Source organism: uncultured Flavonifractor sp. (genome assembly GCF_944385615.1).
Lineage (GTDB): Bacteria > Bacillota > Clostridia > Oscillospirales > Oscillospiraceae > Flavonifractor.
Genome location: NZ_CALWXV010000001.1, coordinates 133,895 through 148,233, shown reverse-complemented (window position 1 = coordinate 148,233; position 14,339 = coordinate 133,895). Strand labels below are relative to the sequence as shown.

Below are 14,339 nucleotides of genomic sequence, written 5' to 3'. Positions count from 1 at the left end.
GGTATCTTTATCATAGCACATGGAAGGCTGGCAGCAATCACCCGTTTGACCACCAAAAAAGGACTATGCCTGCGGAAGAACGCAGATAAATACGTTTTCCCAGCAGGCTAACACAGGTCCTCAACGCAGCATATGGCGTTTCAGATCCTTTCGCTGCTTGATATTCAATTTTTGCAGAGCGGTAGAGATATACCGCTTGACGGTATTGGGGGAAAGGCCCATGTGGTCAGCGATCTCCTGGTTGGTCCAGCCCCGGGCCGCCAGCATGGCGGCGGCAAACTCGGTGGTGGTCAGATTGTCGGCCACGTCCTCCCCTGTGACCGGATTGTGGACCTTGCGCCAGCCGGCGGAAAAGCGGTAGGTGATGGCGATGATCCGCTTGAAATCCTCCGGCCAGTCCTTTTTCAGAACCGCCTCCAGCATTCCTCCCAGCAGGCCATGGTGCTCGCCCAGTCCCTCGATCAGGTCGTCAGGCTGGGCCAGAGCCCAGGCAGAGAGCAGATGGGCCTGGGCCTGTTCCGACTGCTTCAAACTCATGTAGTCCATCACCGCCGCCAGATGCAAATAAATGGCGGGAATAGGGTATACCTTCGTCTGCATGGCCAGGGCAGTCTCCACAATGCCGATGCTTTTCCCATAATCCCCCTGTAGATAAATGCGGTGTGCTTCTACATAGAGGGCAAACATCCGCAGCCCCGGCGGGAGAAACCGGATCTGTTCCCGTAAAACCCCCACCTCCTCCGGCAGGGGCAGATGGAGCAGCACGGCGGCGGTGGCGACCACAAAGGCTGCCGTGGCCCGCAGGGATGGCGGGGTATTTTCATCGGCGGCAGCCAGGGTATTGCGCACCTCCGCCAGCGCATAGCGCACCCTGTGGATCTGTCCGTTTGACAGGTTGGAATAGGCATAGAGCAGGCAGGCTGACAGCCGCAGGACAGGGTCGGGATGGGAGATGTAGAGCTCTGCCATCCGGGCCGCCTCCTCTGCCCGGCCGCTGAAATAGTAGTATTCAGTCAAGGCGATATCTCTCAGCCGGGCATCCTGGATCCCATTCACATATTCCATACAGTGTCCCGGTTCAAATGCCCCGTTCAGCAACGGCATGGGAATCAGCGGCGAAGGGATGTGCTCCGGAACTGGCTGCGGCACAGGCGGCTTGGGCACCTCCTGCTTTCTGGTTTTCCTGGGGTCCTCCGGTTTTTTGGCGCCTACGGGAATCGCCCAGGCTCCGCTGAATTTCTTAGCTCCCCCAATGCGCCCTTCGATGCAATACTGCTGGATCAGGCGCTGGGAAATGTTCCACTGCTGAGCTGCCTCCCGTACAGTCATGTATTCCACAGCCCATCACCTCACACAAATATTGTTTCTATTATATGCGTTTTCCCGCATAGTTTCAAGAGCCGCCCCCAGTCCCCAATGGCGCAAAAAAGCCTCATCCCCGCCGTTCTTGGCGGAGATGAGGCTTTTTCAAATCCATTCCGATGGTCAGCCGTTGAGATAGCCGTTGTAGAGCTCCACCAGCGCGTCCTGCTGGGGAGAAATGATAAGGCGCACATAGACGCCGTCCCGTTTGACCTCGCTCTTCTCCACGATCTCGTACTGGTCGGGCAGGTAGCCGTTGAGCTCGTTGCGGCGGGCGTCCAGCCGGTTTTGCAGCTTGGTCTCCACCTCCGCGGCGCTGCCCTCGTCCTTAGCCTTGATCAGCACGATCTCATTGGCGGTAATGCCGTCAGCGGCCAGCGCAGCGGCAAAATCATCCACCTGCTCGGCCTGGATGCCGTAGAAATTAAGCAGGTCGCTTTCGCTCAGTTCCATGCCGTCCTGAATGGGATATTGCTCCAGCATATCCGCCATGACCGCTTTCACATCCAGATCGGCCGTCTTCTGCTGTCCGTTACAGGCGGTAACCATCAGAAGCAGCAGGGTTGCTAAGGACGCCAGCGTCAAATTGCGCAGGATTTTTTTCATTACAATCACCTTTTTCCGCGGCTATCGCCGCTGATTTAATCTGTTTCCGACTTCACTCCGCCTGTCGGGCGGCGGCGTCCTGCCGGAGATAGTCCACCCAGATACGGCAGGCCTCGTCGGTAAAGTGCATTCCCATCCCGGAGGCGTCGCTGCAATAGGCGCTGGGCAGATAGCCCTCCTCATCGGTGAGGACAGAGGCCACGTCCACATAGTGATAGCCGTTGCGCTGGCACATCTCCTTGAGCTTTTCGTTATAAGCCCGCAGGTTGGCGTTATTCAGGACCTTCTTCTCATTTCCCTTGTGGATGGGGGTGGCGGACTGGACAAAGATCTCCAGGTCAGGGGTCTTCTCCTGAATCAGCTTGAGCAGCGTCTCCATATTGGCCGCCGAGTCGTCCACGCCATACATCCCCACGTCGTTCATGCCCAGCAGGATATACAGTTTCTTGGCGCCGCAGGCGTGAATGGAATCTTCCAGACGCATCTTGGTACCCTGATAGAGGGGGTGTACCGACTGGTCACTTACCTCCCATAAAGCGTTTCCGCTGCCCAAACTGCCGGCAGTCAGGAACTGGGCCTTTCCCAGATAGTCGGGCTCAGTTTTGCGCATCTTGGTGACATAGCCGGTAAGCTTAAGGGAGACTGAGTCGCCCACAAAGACCGCGTCGTCAAACCAGGACCAATCGGCCATGGGCGCATCGGTATCAGTGGTCGTGGTGGGGACAGCGGGCTCTGTACCGCCCTCGCTCCCCGCCTCCAAATGCATGGTTTTATAGAGGAGCGTGGCCGTCTCGCTGCGGGTTACTGGGTCCTGAGGCGCCAAGGCCCCCTCCCCATTGCCGCTGACGATTCCTCTGTCATAGAGGTCCCCAATGGCTGTCAGCGCCCAGTCGCTCACTGCGTCCACATCCTGGAACTCTGCCAGGCCGCCGGACAGCCCCTCCCGCTGCTCCACGCCAAAGACCGGCAGCGCCCGCCACAGGAAGGTAAAGGCCTGTTCCCGGTCCAGATAGGCGGCAGGGGAAAAGGTGGTGGCATCGGTGCCCTGGGTGATGCCCTGCTCCACCGCCCAGCCTACCGCCTGATAACAGGGGTCCTCCGGCCCCACGTCGGTAAAATCAGCCTGGGCTCCCTCAGGGCTGCCTGCCGCCAGCCACAGGCTGCGCACAAAATTGCCCCGGTTGATCTGGGCCTCGCCCAGGAAATACCCCGCCTTGGTGGTATACATGATCTCATGCTCCACCATATAGGAGACATAGGGGTGGGACCAGTGATCCTGGGGCACATCCTGAATGTCTGTTACCGATGTGCCGCCAGTCACCAGCACCCCTGCGAGTAAATATGCAACGATCTGTTGGATCAGCATATGCTTCCCTCCTGCTGTGATTTGGCTTCAGTTTATCAGATTTTTCCGTACGCGTCCAGTAGGGAAACGGTTCTCTTACCGCAAGTTGGTCCCTCTTTCGACAGGTATTTTCCAAGACGCCCCGTTTTTACCCTGTCCGCCACCAGTCAGCCGGACTTTTTCCCTGAATTTTAGGGGAGACAGAGCTGAAAACCGATCAAAAATCCGTGCAAACCATCCGGTCATAGCCCGATTCCCGGCCCCTTACATTTTGCTGATGTTTTTCTTTTCAAATCTTCAGAATCATTCTGCCGCCCTTGCCATCTGTACAAACGGAAGCGTTTCCGCGCAAAAATGGCCGCCTTTCGGCGGCCATTTTTACTATATCAAAGGGTCTTGGCAACCCCGACCCCGGTTTCCGGCGTCCGGTTATCCGCCTGCCGGAATATAGGGCTCCTCAGAAGGGGTTTCCTCCGGCGGCGGTGTGGGAGATGGCGTGATGACCGGCTCCGGCGTATCAGTTGGCTCCGTCGTTGGAGGCGGCGAGGGCTCGGTAGACACCGTGGGATACGTGGACGGGTCCTCCGGATTGAAGCCCGGCCACTGCTCCTGAGTGGGCCAGGTGGACTGGTCCTCCAGCCGGAAGGTGGAGGGGTCATATTCTGTGGGGTCCTCAGGCTTGGTCTCGCTGGTGTGGACCGTACAGCTCCCTTGAGATTCCAGATACGCCTTGGTATACTGGCTGTCTCCCGTGTTGCCCGTGAGCACACCGATGGACGTTACCGTTCCCTGGGTAATACCCTGGGCCTCGTTGGCCTCTCTGGGGCAGAACTCCCCGGCCAGATGGTACAGGCCCGACACGGCGTTGCCGTCGGCATCCACAATGGGCGACTCGGTACACACCTCCACCAGGACGTGGGAGCCGCAGTTCTCTGCCGGAGCGTCCTCCGGGAAGACGCTCACCTGCATGACCCGGTCCCCTCTGGGATCGCTGCGGCAGGCATCGGTGGCCCGCAGGCCGCTGTCCTTACAGATCTGCACGGTGGTCAGACCGCTGGCCTCTGTAAAGTCCTTGTTGGCAAGGCCCTCATGGACCTGGCTCATTACCTTCTGCCACATGACGGCAGCCGGGTTATTGTTGGCGTAGATCCGCTCCGGGGTCTTGTAGCCCACCCACACCGCAGCGGTGTAGTAGGGGGTATAGCCCACAAACCAGCGGTCATTGTTGGCCGTGGTGGAACCGGTCTTACCAGCCACCGTCATACCCGAGATCCGGGCGGCGGTACCGGTACCGCTGGTCACCACGTTCTTGAGCATCTCATTCATATAATAGGTGGTCCGGGTACTCAGGATCACCTCTCCCTCAGTGTTGGTGTTGTCCAGCAGGACCTCTTCCACCCCGTTTACTTCCCGGGTGACCTTGCTATAGGTGCGGGGCTCCAGATACGTGCCGTCCCGCGGGAAGACCGAGTAAGCAGCAGCCATATCCATAACGCTGACGCCGTGGGTCAGACCGCCCAGAGCCAGCTGGCTGGAACCGTAATCGTTTTTGACCTCGCCGTTGCTCAGGTAATAGTCCTCCAAATCAATGTGGAAATTCTCCTCCACAAAGTTGAAGGAGGTCTCGGCGCCCATCTCTTCCAGAATACGCACGGCCACCGGGTTGGAGGAGACCTCCAGAGCAGTCTCCACGGTGATGTCGCCCCGATAGGTCTGGGGGTTGTTCAGCGGCCAGTTTTTCCCGTTGAGGACCCGCACCGGTTCATCCGCGTACACCGACGCCGGTGTGATCAGGCCCAGCTCAATGGCGGGCGCGTAAACCGACAGGGGCTTAATGGAGGAGCCGGGCTGCCGCACCGTGCCGCTGGCCATATTCAGCACCCGGTTGGCGTCCTTGCTGCCCAAGGCGCCAGCCAGACCCACCACATTACCCTGGGGGTCAATGATAACAATGGAGGACTGGATATCCTGTCCCTTCTTGGAGGGCAGCTTAAGGCTGTTCTGGTCGTAGTACACCGATTCCACAATGGACTGGATGCGGGTATCCACACAGGCATAGATCTTCAGGCCGCCGGAGAGCACCGTGTTTTCCGCCAGCGTCTGAGAGTATCCTTTCTCCTCCATCAGGTCGTTGATCACATCGGTGATGACCTGCTCATCATACCAATTATAGATGGTGGTGGGCTTGCTCTCATCCTCGCTGCGGGTGAAGACCAGCTCCTCCGCCACCGCTTCCTGGTACTCCTGCTCGGAGATCATATTCAATTCCTTCATTTTCCACAGCACCAGCTCCTGGCGCTCCTTGTTGCGCTCCCGGCCGGTGGTGACCTCTCCGGTCTTCTCGTTGGTGATGCGTATGCTGGAATTGGGTCCATACAGGGTGGGATTGTTGGTGATGCTGATGAGGCTGGCGCACTCGGCCAGACTCAGCTCAGACACTTCTTTGCCAAAGTAGTTCTTGGCGGCGGTGGCTACACCGGAACAGCCATCGCCCAGATAGATATAGTTGAGGTACCACTCCATGATCTGCTCCTTGGAGTAGGTAGCGTCAAAGTCCAAAGCGGTAAAAATCTCCAAAATTTTGCGCTTGACCGTCACATCATCGTACTGGGTGACGTTTTTGATCAGCTGCTGGGTGATGGTGGAGCCGCCCTGGATATCCTTTCCGGTAAACATAAGCAGCACACCGTTTAAGGTGCGTTTCCAGTCCACGCCGTTGTGGGTCAGAAAACGCTCGTCCTCAATGGCGATGGTGGCGTTGATCAGATTCTGAGGAATCTGATCGTAGGTCACCAGCTCCCGGTTTTCTGATCCATGGAGGGAAAGATGCTCCACGTATTGTCCGGTGCTGGAGTCCATATAATAGATGGTGCTGGTCAGGTTCATATCAAAGTTGGCATCCAGATGGGCTTGGGGCAGGATGACCTGCTTGATATAAGCCATGGCGAAACAGGCCAAAATGATCCCGGTGATGAGCATGACCAGCAGGAAGGTCCCCAGGACCTTTCCTATCACGCCAAACACATGCAGCACGGGAGAGGCTTGCTTCTGGCTCCGGCGGGGCCGGGGCTGCGGGTAGTTTTCATTCGATCTTGACGGCAAAATGACACCTCCATATTAGGTGGAACCGGTCTTTTGGTACCTTTCTCGGTAAAAGTGCTTTACTGAGAATTGATGTTATTATATCACGTTCTTCCCCGTTGTCCACCCTCTTTCCTTCTATTTTTGGATATATCTGGTTGTCTCCAAAAATTTGACCCATCCCGCTCTTGCTTTTTTGTCCGCTACAGGCTACAATAGAAAAGAAGTCAAGGAAGGTATGGTGCCTGATATGAGTGAAGAGTTTGGCCCCGATTTTATCACTGTGACCGACGAGGACGGCAACGAGTTTGAGTTGGAGCACTTAGACACCCTGGATTACAACGGTCAGACCTATATGGCCTTCTTTCCCGCTGTTCAGGGGGAGGAACAGGGCGACACGGTGGAAGAGGTGGATCTGGACGACGAGGAAAACGGCCTCATCATCCTGAAGGTCGTCCATGTGGACGGCGAGGATCAGCTCTCCACCCTGGACAGTGATGAAGAATTGGAGCTGGTCTATCAGCAGTTTATGGAAGCCCTCTTTGCCGATGAGGAGGAGGACCCTTCCTGAACCGGAATTCCTGCTCGGTGCGTGACGGGTTTTATTTAAACCCACATTTCTCAAACGGGATGCCCCACTCATGGTGCGGACTGCAGGCCTCCCGGCACCCCTGATGGGGTCCGCTGGAAGTTGGAAGCAACGAAACATCATGGAGGCAACCCACCTGCCATCACGTGCAGGTTTTAAATGGATCCGCACGGCCAGAGCGGGACCCCCACGAAACATTTGTTTCGTGGGGTTTTCTTTTTTTCTGAAAAATCTGAACAAAGTGTAAAACCCGTTTTTGGGCTTGAAAGCCCGGGAAGTTTCCTGTATAATACGAATTTGTCTATCAAAGATGGGGCTTGCCCCGTCCCTGCTCCAGCAGGAACATTGACGAGAGGACTGAAGCAAACAAATGAGCGCATCCAGAGAAAGAAGACAGCGCCAGGCCGACCCCCAGCGGGCCATGACGCAGAAAGAGCGGGCTGAGCTCAAAGAGCAGAAGGCCGCCAAGCAGAAAACGGTACTGTATGCCGCCATCGGCGTCATCGTCGCCATCCTGGTGGTGATTCTCCTGGTATGGGATTCCGGCATCTTCCAGCGGGCTCAGACCGCCATGAGCATTGCCGGGCGCGACTATAAAGTGACCGATGTGGAATACTACTACCGTTCCGCCCTCAATCAGGAATACACCCTGAGCATGTACGGCATGTCCAGCTTTGACAACAGCGTGGACCCCGCCGAGCAGTATCGGGACGAGGCCCAGACCCAGACCTACCGGGATTATTTCCTGGAGCAGGCCACTACCGCTCTGAAGGCCGCCGCCGCCCTGGAGAACTCCGCCGCCGAGGAGGGCTTTACCCTCAGCGACGAGGGCAAGGCCAGCGTGGACGAGCAGATCGAGAACACCGCGGCCGTCGCCACCCAGTACGGCTATAACAACCTGGAGGGTTACCTGCGGGCCTATTACGGCAAGTATATGACCAAGAGCGCCTACCGGACCTGCGTGGAGCGGACCGTTCTGCTCCAGGAGTACCAGCAGCATTACAAGGACAATCTCAGCATCACCGATGAGGATCTGAACACCTACTACACCGAGAACAAGGATTCTCTGGACACCTATGAGTACTACTACGCGCTGATCGACGGCACCGCCCAGTCCACCACCGACGCCGACGGCAATACGGTGGAGCCCACTGAAGAGGAGAAGGAGGCCGCCATGGCTGAGGCCAAGGAGAAGGCCGACACATTCGCTGCCACCCTCAACGAGGCTGACGATAAGGGCGCCGCCTTCCTGGCCCAGGTGACCCAGTATGTGGGTACCGATGCCCAGAGCGACTACAGCACCCTGAACGTTACCAAGGGCTCCAACCTGTCCAGCACCTATTCCAGCTGGCTCCAGGACAGCGCCCGCCAGAGCGGTGACGTCACCGTGATTGAGGATACCAGCGGCTACTATGTGCTGGTCTTCCAGAACCGCTATCTGGATGAGACCCCCTCTGTTGACATCCGCCACATTCTGATTCAGGCCGAGCTGGATCAGCAGGACGATCCCGCCACCACCGATGTGGACGAGAGCACCGTTCCCTCTCAGGCTTCTCTGGACGCCGCCAAGGCGGAGGCTGAGAGCCTGCTGGCCCAGTGGGAGTCCGGCGACAAGACCGCTGAGTCCTTCGGCGAGCTGGCCAATGCCAACTCCGACGATCCCGGCTCCAACACCAACGGCGGCCTGTACGAGCAGGTTGTGCCCGGCGAGATGTTTGACGCTTTCAATGACTGGATCTTTGACGCCAGCCGCCAGAGCGGCGACACCGGCCTGGTGGAAAATACCCAGAGCGGCCAGCAGGGCTGGCATATCATCTACTTCCAGGGTCAGGACGAGCTGGCTTGGAAGGTGAATGTGACCAGCACCCTGAAGGATGACCGCACCAACGAGTGGATTGACGGCATGGTGACCGATCTGGAGGTCACCCAGGGCGACGGCCTGTCCTACGTGGGCTGATCTGACCCAAGATAAAAATAAAAAGCGGACGGGATATCCCGTCCGCTTTTTGTACAAGGAGGCACTATGGACGAGAAATTTCTGCGGACGGAAATGCTGCTGGGGGCGGAGGCCATGGAGCGGCTGGCCGCTGCCCATGTAGCGGTGTTTGGTCTGGGAGGCGTGGGCAGCTGGTGCGCCGAGGCCCTGGCCCGCTCCGGTGTGGGAGCCCTCACCCTGGTGGATCACGATGAGGTGGGCATGACCAATTTAAACCGGCAGGTGGAAGCCACCCTGTCCACTCTGGGCATCCCAAAGGCGGAGGCCATGGCCCGCCGCATTGCCGACATCAACCCCACCTGCCGTACCACAGTGCGAGTGGAAAAATACGAGGCAGCCAATCGAGACACCTTTTTTTCCACACGGTATGACTATATTGTGGATTGTATCGACCTGGTATCCTGTAAACTGGACCTGATCGAGACCTCCCTTGCCAAAAATATCCCCATTCTCTCCGTTCTGGGCACCGGCAACAAGCTGGACCCCTCCCAGTTCCGCATCTCCGACCTCTCCAAAACCGAGGGCTGTCCGCTGGCCCGGGTGGTGCGTAAGGAGCTGCGCAACCGTGGCATCCATCACCACCGGGTACTGTGGTCCCCGGAGGAGCCCAAGCAGGCCATCCAGCATGAGGCTCCGCCTCCCGGCCGCCGTTCCGTACCCGGCAGCGTGGCCTGGGTCCCCCCGGTAGCAGGGCTGATGATGGCCGGCGACGTGGCGCTCACTCTGGCCGGGCTGCAATCTGTATAAAAATATCCCTCCGTTGACATACTACGGTCAATGGAGGGATGTTTTTTGCGCGGAAAAAAGGAAAATATGCTGCGGCCCGCCCTGGCCGGTGGGGCAGCGGGCCTGGTCAACGGCTTTTTCGGCGGCGGGGGCGGCATGGTGCTGGTGCCGCTGCTGGCGGGCTGGTGCGGCCTGGGCCAAAGGAAGGCTTTTGCCACCTCGGTAGCCATCATTCTGCCCCTGTGCGGACTGTCTGCTATCATCTACCTGTTCCGGGGCGGCGTAGAGCTGACCGCCGCCCTGCCCTATCTGCTGGGGGGACTGATCGGCGGATGGATTGGCGGAACCATATTCAAGCACATCAATATGGTGTGGCTTCGCCGCCTGTTTGCCCTGCTGCTGCTCTACGGCGGGGTGAGGTCTCTTTTCTTTTGATGGGCTGGCTGCTGGCCGTGGCGGCGGGGGCCGCCACCGGCGTGCTCTCCGGCTTCGGCGTGGGAGGGGGTACCCTGCTGCTCATCTACCTGACCAACTTGGCCGGTATGGCGCAGAGTCAGGCCCAAGGCATCAACCTGCTCTATTTCCTGCCCTCCGCCGGCGCCGCCCTCCCTGCCCATCTGAAGCACGGCTATGTAGAAACATCCGTCCTGCTCCCCGCCATCCTCACCGGCCTGGCCTGCGCGGCGCTGGCCGCCTGGGCCGCCACCGGCCTGGACACCGGCCTGCTGCGGCGGTGCTTTGGTGGCTTTCTGCTGGTGGTGGGCCTGCGGGAGCTGTTCCGTAAAGCGTGACTCTTGTTATCCTCTGGCCCGCTTGAAGGTGAGATAGCCCTCCAAAATCAGCGTAGCGGCAACTGCGTCCACGGTTTTCTTGTGGTTCTTCATCTTTTTCCCCGAGGCGTGGAGGATATTGTGGGCCTCCACGGTGGTGCGCCGCTCATCCCACAGTACCGGGCATAGGCCGCAGGCCGCCTCTACCTGCCCGGCAAAAGCCTTATACAGCTCCGCCCGGGGGCCCTCGGTACCGTCCATATTCCGGGGAAAGCCCATCACCAGCTCGTCCACCTGGTGCTCCTTCACCAGCCGGGCCAGTTCCTGTGCCACGACCTCCGCCTTCCGGCTGTGGATCACGGTGGTATAACCGGCCAGCAGGCCGGTGGGATCGGAAATGGCCACGCCCGTCCGGGCGTCGCCGTAATCAATGGCCATAATACGCACATTCAACACTCCTTTTCCCCCACTATACAGAAAAAGCGGCAAAAAAACAAGGGGAAAGTGCTTGACTTCTTTGGGCAGCTGTGGTATAGTTCAGTCACCTATGAAAAAGGGCTCTTTTTTTGTGCGCATTTTTACGGTGTGATGACGTACAAAACCCTTCCCTCCGCGTGAGACATAGGGAGGCAAATATGCCGAATCCGCACCGTGACGTTCCATTCGGCGGCGTTTCGCTGCCGGTACGTGCTGGATTCGGCTTGCGGCCGCGTCCGGCATTTTTGCTGTTATGCGGTCAAACAATGAAGGAGGTGCCGAACATGGCGAAGGCCGGCAACCGGGTGAAGATCACCCTGCGCTGCTCCGAGTGCAAGCAGCGGAACTATAACACCAACAAGAACAAGAAGAATACTCCCGACCGTCTGGAATTGAAGAAGTACTGCCCCTTCTGCAGAAAGCACACGGTCCACAACGAGACCAAGTAATGAGTGCTGCAAGATGGCTCAAAAGAAAGAAGGGTTGAACGGAATGTCTGAAAACGAGAAGCTCGAGCAGGCCAAGCCCGTAAAGGCGGACAAGAAAAAGGACGTCAAGGCGGACAAAAAGCCCGGCTTCTTCGCCCGCGTCGGCAAGTGGTTCAAGGAACTCAAGAGCGAGCTGAAGAAGGTCCAGTGGCCCACCAAGAAACAGACCATCAACAACACCGTGATCGTCATTCTCTGCTGTATTGCTGTTGGGATCTGCATCTGGGTGTTCGACGCCCTCGCCGGCTCCGTGATTCGTGCCCTGTTGGACCTGTTTGGCAAGGGTTAAGGTGTAGACAATGGCTGAGAACGCGAAGTGGTATGTGGTCCATACCTATTCCGGCTATGAAAACACCGTGGCCGCCAGCATCGAAAAGGCTGTGGAGAACCGCGGTCTGCGGGACCTCATCTGCGAGGTCACCATTCCCTTGGAGACCGTAACCGAGATTACGGACAACGGCCCCAAGACCGTAGAGCGCAAGGTGTTCCCCGGCTATGTGCTGGTCAAGATGGTTCTGACCGATGAGACCTGGCATCTGGTACGCAACGTACGCGGCGTCACCGGATTTGTGGGCTCCGGCAATAAGGCCATCCCCCTCACCGATGAGGAGATCGCCGCCCTGGGCGTGGAAAAGCGCGAGGTGGTTGTCAACTATCAGGTGGGCGACAATGTCAAGATCACCAACGGCGCCCTGGAGTCCTTCCTGGGCACCGTGGAGGAGATCGACCTGGACCGCAGCAAGGTCCGGGTGGTGGTCTCCATGTTCGGCCGCGAGACTCCCGTGGAGCTGGAGCTGGACGAGGTAGAGCCCGTTCAGTAAGCCCCGGGCACGGCCCTTTCCCCCGCACGTGGGAGGGACTGCAAAGCAGTTCCGCTTCCAACCACATTTATCGTAGGAGGTGCTGTTTCAAATGGCACAGAAAATTACTGGTTATGTGAAACTTCAGATTCCCGCGGGCAAGGCGACTCCCGCGCCCCCCGTCGGTCCTGCCCTTGGTCAGCACGGCATCAACATTGCCGCCTTCACCAAGGAGTTCAACGAGCGCACCAAGAATGACGTGGGCCTGATCATCCCCGTGGTGATCACCGTCTACGCCGACCGCTCCTTCACCTTCATCACCAAGACTCCCCCCGCTGCCGTCCTCATCAAGAAGGCCTGCAACATCGAGTCCGGCTCCGGTGTGCCCAACAAGACCAAGGTGGCCACCATCAGCAAGGAAGATGTGCGCAAGATCGCCGAGACCAAGATGCCCGACCTGAACGCGGCCAGCATCGAGGCGGCTATGAGCATGATCGCCGGCACTGCCCGTTCCATGGGCATCGTGGTGGGCGACTAAGCCGAAGGAGGGAATAGAGCATGTTTAGAGGCAAGAAATATCAGGAGAGCGCCAAGCTCATCGACAAGAGCGCTCTGTACGATACCGCTGAGGCCATGGAGCTGGTGGTCAAGACCGCTCCCGCCAAGTTCGACGAGACCGTGGAGCTCCACGTGAAGCTGGGTGTTGACTCCCGTCACGCCGACCAGCAGGTCCGCGGCGCCATCGTTCTCCCCCACGGCACCGGCAAGACCCAGCGGGTGCTGGTCTTCGCCAAGGGCGACAAGGCTGAGGCCGCCAAGGCCGCCGGCGCCGACTTCGTGGGCGAGATGGACATGGTGGAGAAGATCCAAAAGGAAAACTGGTTTGACTACGACGTGGTCGTGGCTTCTCCCGACATGATGGGCGTTGTGGGCCGTCTGGGTAAGGTCCTGGGCCCCAAGGGCCTGATGCCCTCCCCCAAGGCCGGCACCGTCACCCCCGACGTGGCCAAGGCTGTTACCGAGATCAAGGCCGGTAAGGTGGAGTACCGTCTGGACAAGACCAACATCATCCACTGCCCCATCGGCAAGGTCTCTTTCGGTGCTGAGAAGCTGACCGAGAACTTCAACGCTCTGATGGGCGCCATCATCAAGGCCAAGCCCTCCGCCGCCAAGGGTCAGTACATTCGCTCCTGCGTGTGTGCTTCCACCATGGGCCCCGGCGTGAAGATCAACGGCGCTAAGCTCATGTAATAACTGTCAACTGCGGAGCAGGTTCCCTGCTCCGCAGTTTTCTTTTGCTTCTCACTGGAATTCCCTTAAAAATGTGCTCTTTTTTCAAAAAAGTGCTTGACATTTTTTGAGGTCTATTGTATACTATCGTTCGTGTTCAAAGACAGCAGGGGGTGCAAGCCATAATTCCTGCCGAGAATGCAGCCACAACGGAATGAATTTCTTTGTGCTGTTTTCGCTGCTTTGAATGCGGAAACAGCTTTTTTGTTGCGTGACTGCATCGGAAAAGTTGAACTCAAATTCAACGGAGGTGAATCCAAATGCCTAACGCAAAGGTTCTCAGCGAGAAGCAGGCCATCGTGGCTGAGCTGACCGAGAAGCTGAAGAGCGCCGCCAGCGGCGTGCTGGTGGACTACAAGGGCATCACCGTGGCCGAGGACACCGCTCTGCGCGCCGAGTGCCGCAAGAACGAGCTGGACTACGCCGTAGTGAAGAACACCCTGGTGCGTTTCGCCATCAACAACGTGGGTCTCAACGAGATGGACGACGTGCTCAACGGCACCACTTCTCTGGCCCTGTCTCACGGCGATCCCATCGCCCCCATGCGGGTGATCAACAAGTTCGCCAAGCAGTTCAACGGCGCCAAGTTCACCATCAAGGCCGGCTTCATGGACGGCAAGGTTCTGTCCATGGACGAGATCACCGCTCTGGCCGAGCTGCCCTCCAAGGAGGTCCTGCAGGCTCAGGTCCTGGGCACCATGCTGGCTCCCATCACCAGCCTGGCTATCGTCATCAAGGCCATCTGCGAACAGAAGGGCGGCTCCGTGGAGTCCACCGAGGCTGCCGCCGAGTAATTCCCCGCACCATTT

General features: G+C 58.2%; 16 protein-coding genes, 1 other RNA gene and 1 other annotated feature. Of the genes, 12 read left to right on the top strand and 5 right to left on the bottom strand.

What is annotated here, in order from left to right; translation table 11 throughout:
• Window positions 1-120 precede the first annotated feature (120 nt).
• The 4 genes from Q0J75_RS00740 to Q0J75_RS00725 form a co-directional block, all read right to left on the bottom strand.
• Complete coding sequence (locus Q0J75_RS00740) at window positions 121-1,329, bottom strand: LuxR C-terminal-related transcriptional regulator (RefSeq protein WP_297195951.1); 1,209 nt, start codon at window positions 1,327-1,329, stop codon at window positions 121-123.
• Window positions 1,330-1,485: 156 nt separating this feature from the next.
• Window positions 1,486-1,968: a DUF4358 domain-containing protein gene (locus tag Q0J75_RS00735; RefSeq protein ID WP_297195867.1), complete on the bottom strand. Its 483-nt coding sequence runs from the start codon at window positions 1,966-1,968 to the stop codon at window positions 1,486-1,488.
• Between the two features lie 52 nt (window positions 1,969-2,020).
• Window positions 2,021-3,334: an S-layer homology domain-containing protein gene (locus Q0J75_RS00730; RefSeq protein ID WP_297195866.1), complete on the bottom strand. Its 1,314-nt coding sequence runs from the start codon at window positions 3,332-3,334 to the stop codon at window positions 2,021-2,023.
• Window positions 3,335-3,742: 408 nt separating this feature from the next.
• Window positions 3,743-6,346, bottom strand: coding sequence for a transglycosylase domain-containing protein (locus Q0J75_RS00725; RefSeq protein WP_297195865.1), 2,604 nt, complete (start codon window positions 6,344-6,346; stop codon window positions 3,743-3,745).
• Between the two features lie 298 nt (window positions 6,347-6,644).
• Between Q0J75_RS00725 and Q0J75_RS00720 the strand changes: the two genes are divergently transcribed.
• From Q0J75_RS00720 to Q0J75_RS00695, 6 genes are all read left to right on the top strand, one after another.
• A complete protein-coding gene (locus tag Q0J75_RS00720; RefSeq protein WP_297195864.1) occupies window positions 6,645-6,965 on the top strand; it encodes a DUF1292 domain-containing protein in 321 nt (106 codons plus the stop codon).
• A gap of 4 nt (window positions 6,966-6,969) precedes the next feature.
• A non-coding RNA gene (ssrS, locus tag Q0J75_RS00715) (6S RNA) lies at window positions 6,970-7,172 on the top strand.
• 181 nt (window positions 7,173-7,353) lie between these two features.
• Entirely contained in the window at window positions 7,354-8,940 is a 1,587-nt protein-coding gene (locus Q0J75_RS00710; protein WP_297195863.1) for a peptidylprolyl isomerase, read from the top strand.
• A 66-nt stretch (window positions 8,941-9,006) separates the two neighbouring features.
• Entirely contained in the window at window positions 9,007-9,726 is a 720-nt protein-coding gene (locus Q0J75_RS00705; RefSeq protein ID WP_297195862.1) for a tRNA threonylcarbamoyladenosine dehydratase, read from the top strand.
• Window positions 9,727-9,771: 45 nt separating this feature from the next.
• On the top strand, window positions 9,772-10,140 hold the full coding sequence (locus tag Q0J75_RS00700; protein ID WP_297195861.1) for a TSUP family transporter: 369 nt from the start codon (window positions 9,772-9,774) through the stop codon (window positions 10,138-10,140).
• On the top strand, window positions 10,140-10,496 hold the full coding sequence (locus Q0J75_RS00695) for a sulfite exporter TauE/SafE family protein (protein ID WP_297195950.1): 357 nt from the start codon (window positions 10,140-10,142) through the stop codon (window positions 10,494-10,496). The genes Q0J75_RS00700 and Q0J75_RS00695 overlap by 1 nt, the downstream gene beginning before the upstream one ends.
• A 6-nt stretch (window positions 10,497-10,502) precedes the next feature.
• Here Q0J75_RS00695 and ruvX read toward each other — a convergent pair whose 3' ends face one another.
• Complete coding sequence (gene ruvX, locus Q0J75_RS00690; RefSeq protein ID WP_297195860.1) at window positions 10,503-10,922, bottom strand: Holliday junction resolvase RuvX; 420 nt, start codon at window positions 10,920-10,922, stop codon at window positions 10,503-10,505.
• A 314-nt stretch (window positions 10,923-11,236) separates the two neighbouring features.
• On the opposite strand from ruvX, the gene rpmG reads away from it, so the two are divergent.
• The 6 genes from rpmG to rplJ all read left to right on the top strand — a co-directional run bounded on the left by rpmG (window position 11,237) and on the right by rplJ (window position 14,324).
• Window positions 11,237-11,401, top strand: a complete 165-nt coding sequence (rpmG, locus tag Q0J75_RS00685; RefSeq protein WP_087188137.1) for a 50S ribosomal protein L33 — start codon at window positions 11,237-11,239, stop codon at window positions 11,399-11,401.
• A 43-nt stretch (window positions 11,402-11,444) separates the two neighbouring features.
• Window positions 11,445-11,729, top strand: a complete 285-nt coding sequence (gene secE / locus Q0J75_RS00680) for a preprotein translocase subunit SecE (RefSeq protein WP_297195859.1) — start codon at window positions 11,445-11,447, stop codon at window positions 11,727-11,729.
• A 10-nt stretch (window positions 11,730-11,739) separates the two neighbouring features.
• On the top strand, window positions 11,740-12,261 hold the full coding sequence (nusG, locus tag Q0J75_RS00675; protein ID WP_297195858.1) for a transcription termination/antitermination protein NusG: 522 nt from the start codon (window positions 11,740-11,742) through the stop codon (window positions 12,259-12,261).
• 91 nt (window positions 12,262-12,352) lie between these two features.
• Window positions 12,353-12,778, top strand: a complete 426-nt coding sequence (gene rplK / locus Q0J75_RS00670; protein WP_007489097.1) for a 50S ribosomal protein L11 — start codon at window positions 12,353-12,355, stop codon at window positions 12,776-12,778.
• Between the two features lie 20 nt (window positions 12,779-12,798).
• Entirely contained in the window at window positions 12,799-13,491 is a 693-nt protein-coding gene (gene rplA, locus Q0J75_RS00665) for a 50S ribosomal protein L1 (RefSeq protein WP_297195857.1), read from the top strand.
• A gap of 118 nt (window positions 13,492-13,609) precedes the next feature.
• Window positions 13,610-13,745, top strand: a sequence feature (ribosomal protein L10 leader region).
• Between the two features lie 45 nt (window positions 13,746-13,790).
• Window positions 13,791-14,324 (top strand): 50S ribosomal protein L10, encoded by a 534-nt coding sequence (rplJ, locus tag Q0J75_RS00660; RefSeq protein WP_297195856.1) that lies wholly within the window; start codon window positions 13,791-13,793, stop codon window positions 14,322-14,324.
• Window positions 14,325-14,339: the final 15 nt, after the last annotated feature.

Bases quoted from the DNA above. Each gene is read 5' to 3' on its own strand.
- Q0J75_RS00695 (WP_297195950.1), top strand. From the start codon at position 10,140: ATGGGCTGGCTGCTGGCCGTGGCGGCGGGGGCCGCCACCGGCGTGCTC.
- rpmG (WP_087188137.1), top strand. From the start codon at position 11,237: ATGGCGAAGGCCGGCAACCGGGTGAAGATCACCCTGCGCTGCTCCGAG.
- rplK (WP_007489097.1), top strand. From the start codon at position 12,353: ATGGCACAGAAAATTACTGGTTATGTGAAACTTCAGATTCCCGCGGGC.
- rplA (WP_297195857.1), top strand. From the start codon at position 12,799: ATGTTTAGAGGCAAGAAATATCAGGAGAGCGCCAAGCTCATCGACAAG.
- Q0J75_RS00720 (WP_297195864.1), top strand. From the start codon at position 6,645: ATGAGTGAAGAGTTTGGCCCCGATTTTATCACTGTGACCGACGAGGAC.
- rplJ (WP_297195856.1), top strand. From the start codon at position 13,791: ATGCCTAACGCAAAGGTTCTCAGCGAGAAGCAGGCCATCGTGGCTGAG.
- nusG (WP_297195858.1), top strand. From the start codon at position 11,740: ATGGCTGAGAACGCGAAGTGGTATGTGGTCCATACCTATTCCGGCTAT.
- Q0J75_RS00735 (WP_297195867.1), bottom strand. From the start codon at position 1,968: ATGAAAAAAATCCTGCGCAATTTGACGCTGGCGTCCTTAGCAACCCTG.
- Q0J75_RS00730 (WP_297195866.1), bottom strand. From the start codon at position 3,334: ATGCTGATCCAACAGATCGTTGCATATTTACTCGCAGGGGTGCTGGTG.
- Q0J75_RS00710 (WP_297195863.1), top strand. From the start codon at position 7,354: ATGAGCGCATCCAGAGAAAGAAGACAGCGCCAGGCCGACCCCCAGCGG.
- Q0J75_RS00705 (WP_297195862.1), top strand. From the start codon at position 9,007: ATGGACGAGAAATTTCTGCGGACGGAAATGCTGCTGGGGGCGGAGGCC.
- secE (WP_297195859.1), top strand. From the start codon at position 11,445: ATGTCTGAAAACGAGAAGCTCGAGCAGGCCAAGCCCGTAAAGGCGGAC.
- Q0J75_RS00740 (WP_297195951.1), bottom strand. From the start codon at position 1,329: ATGACTGTACGGGAGGCAGCTCAGCAGTGGAACATTTCCCAGCGCCTG.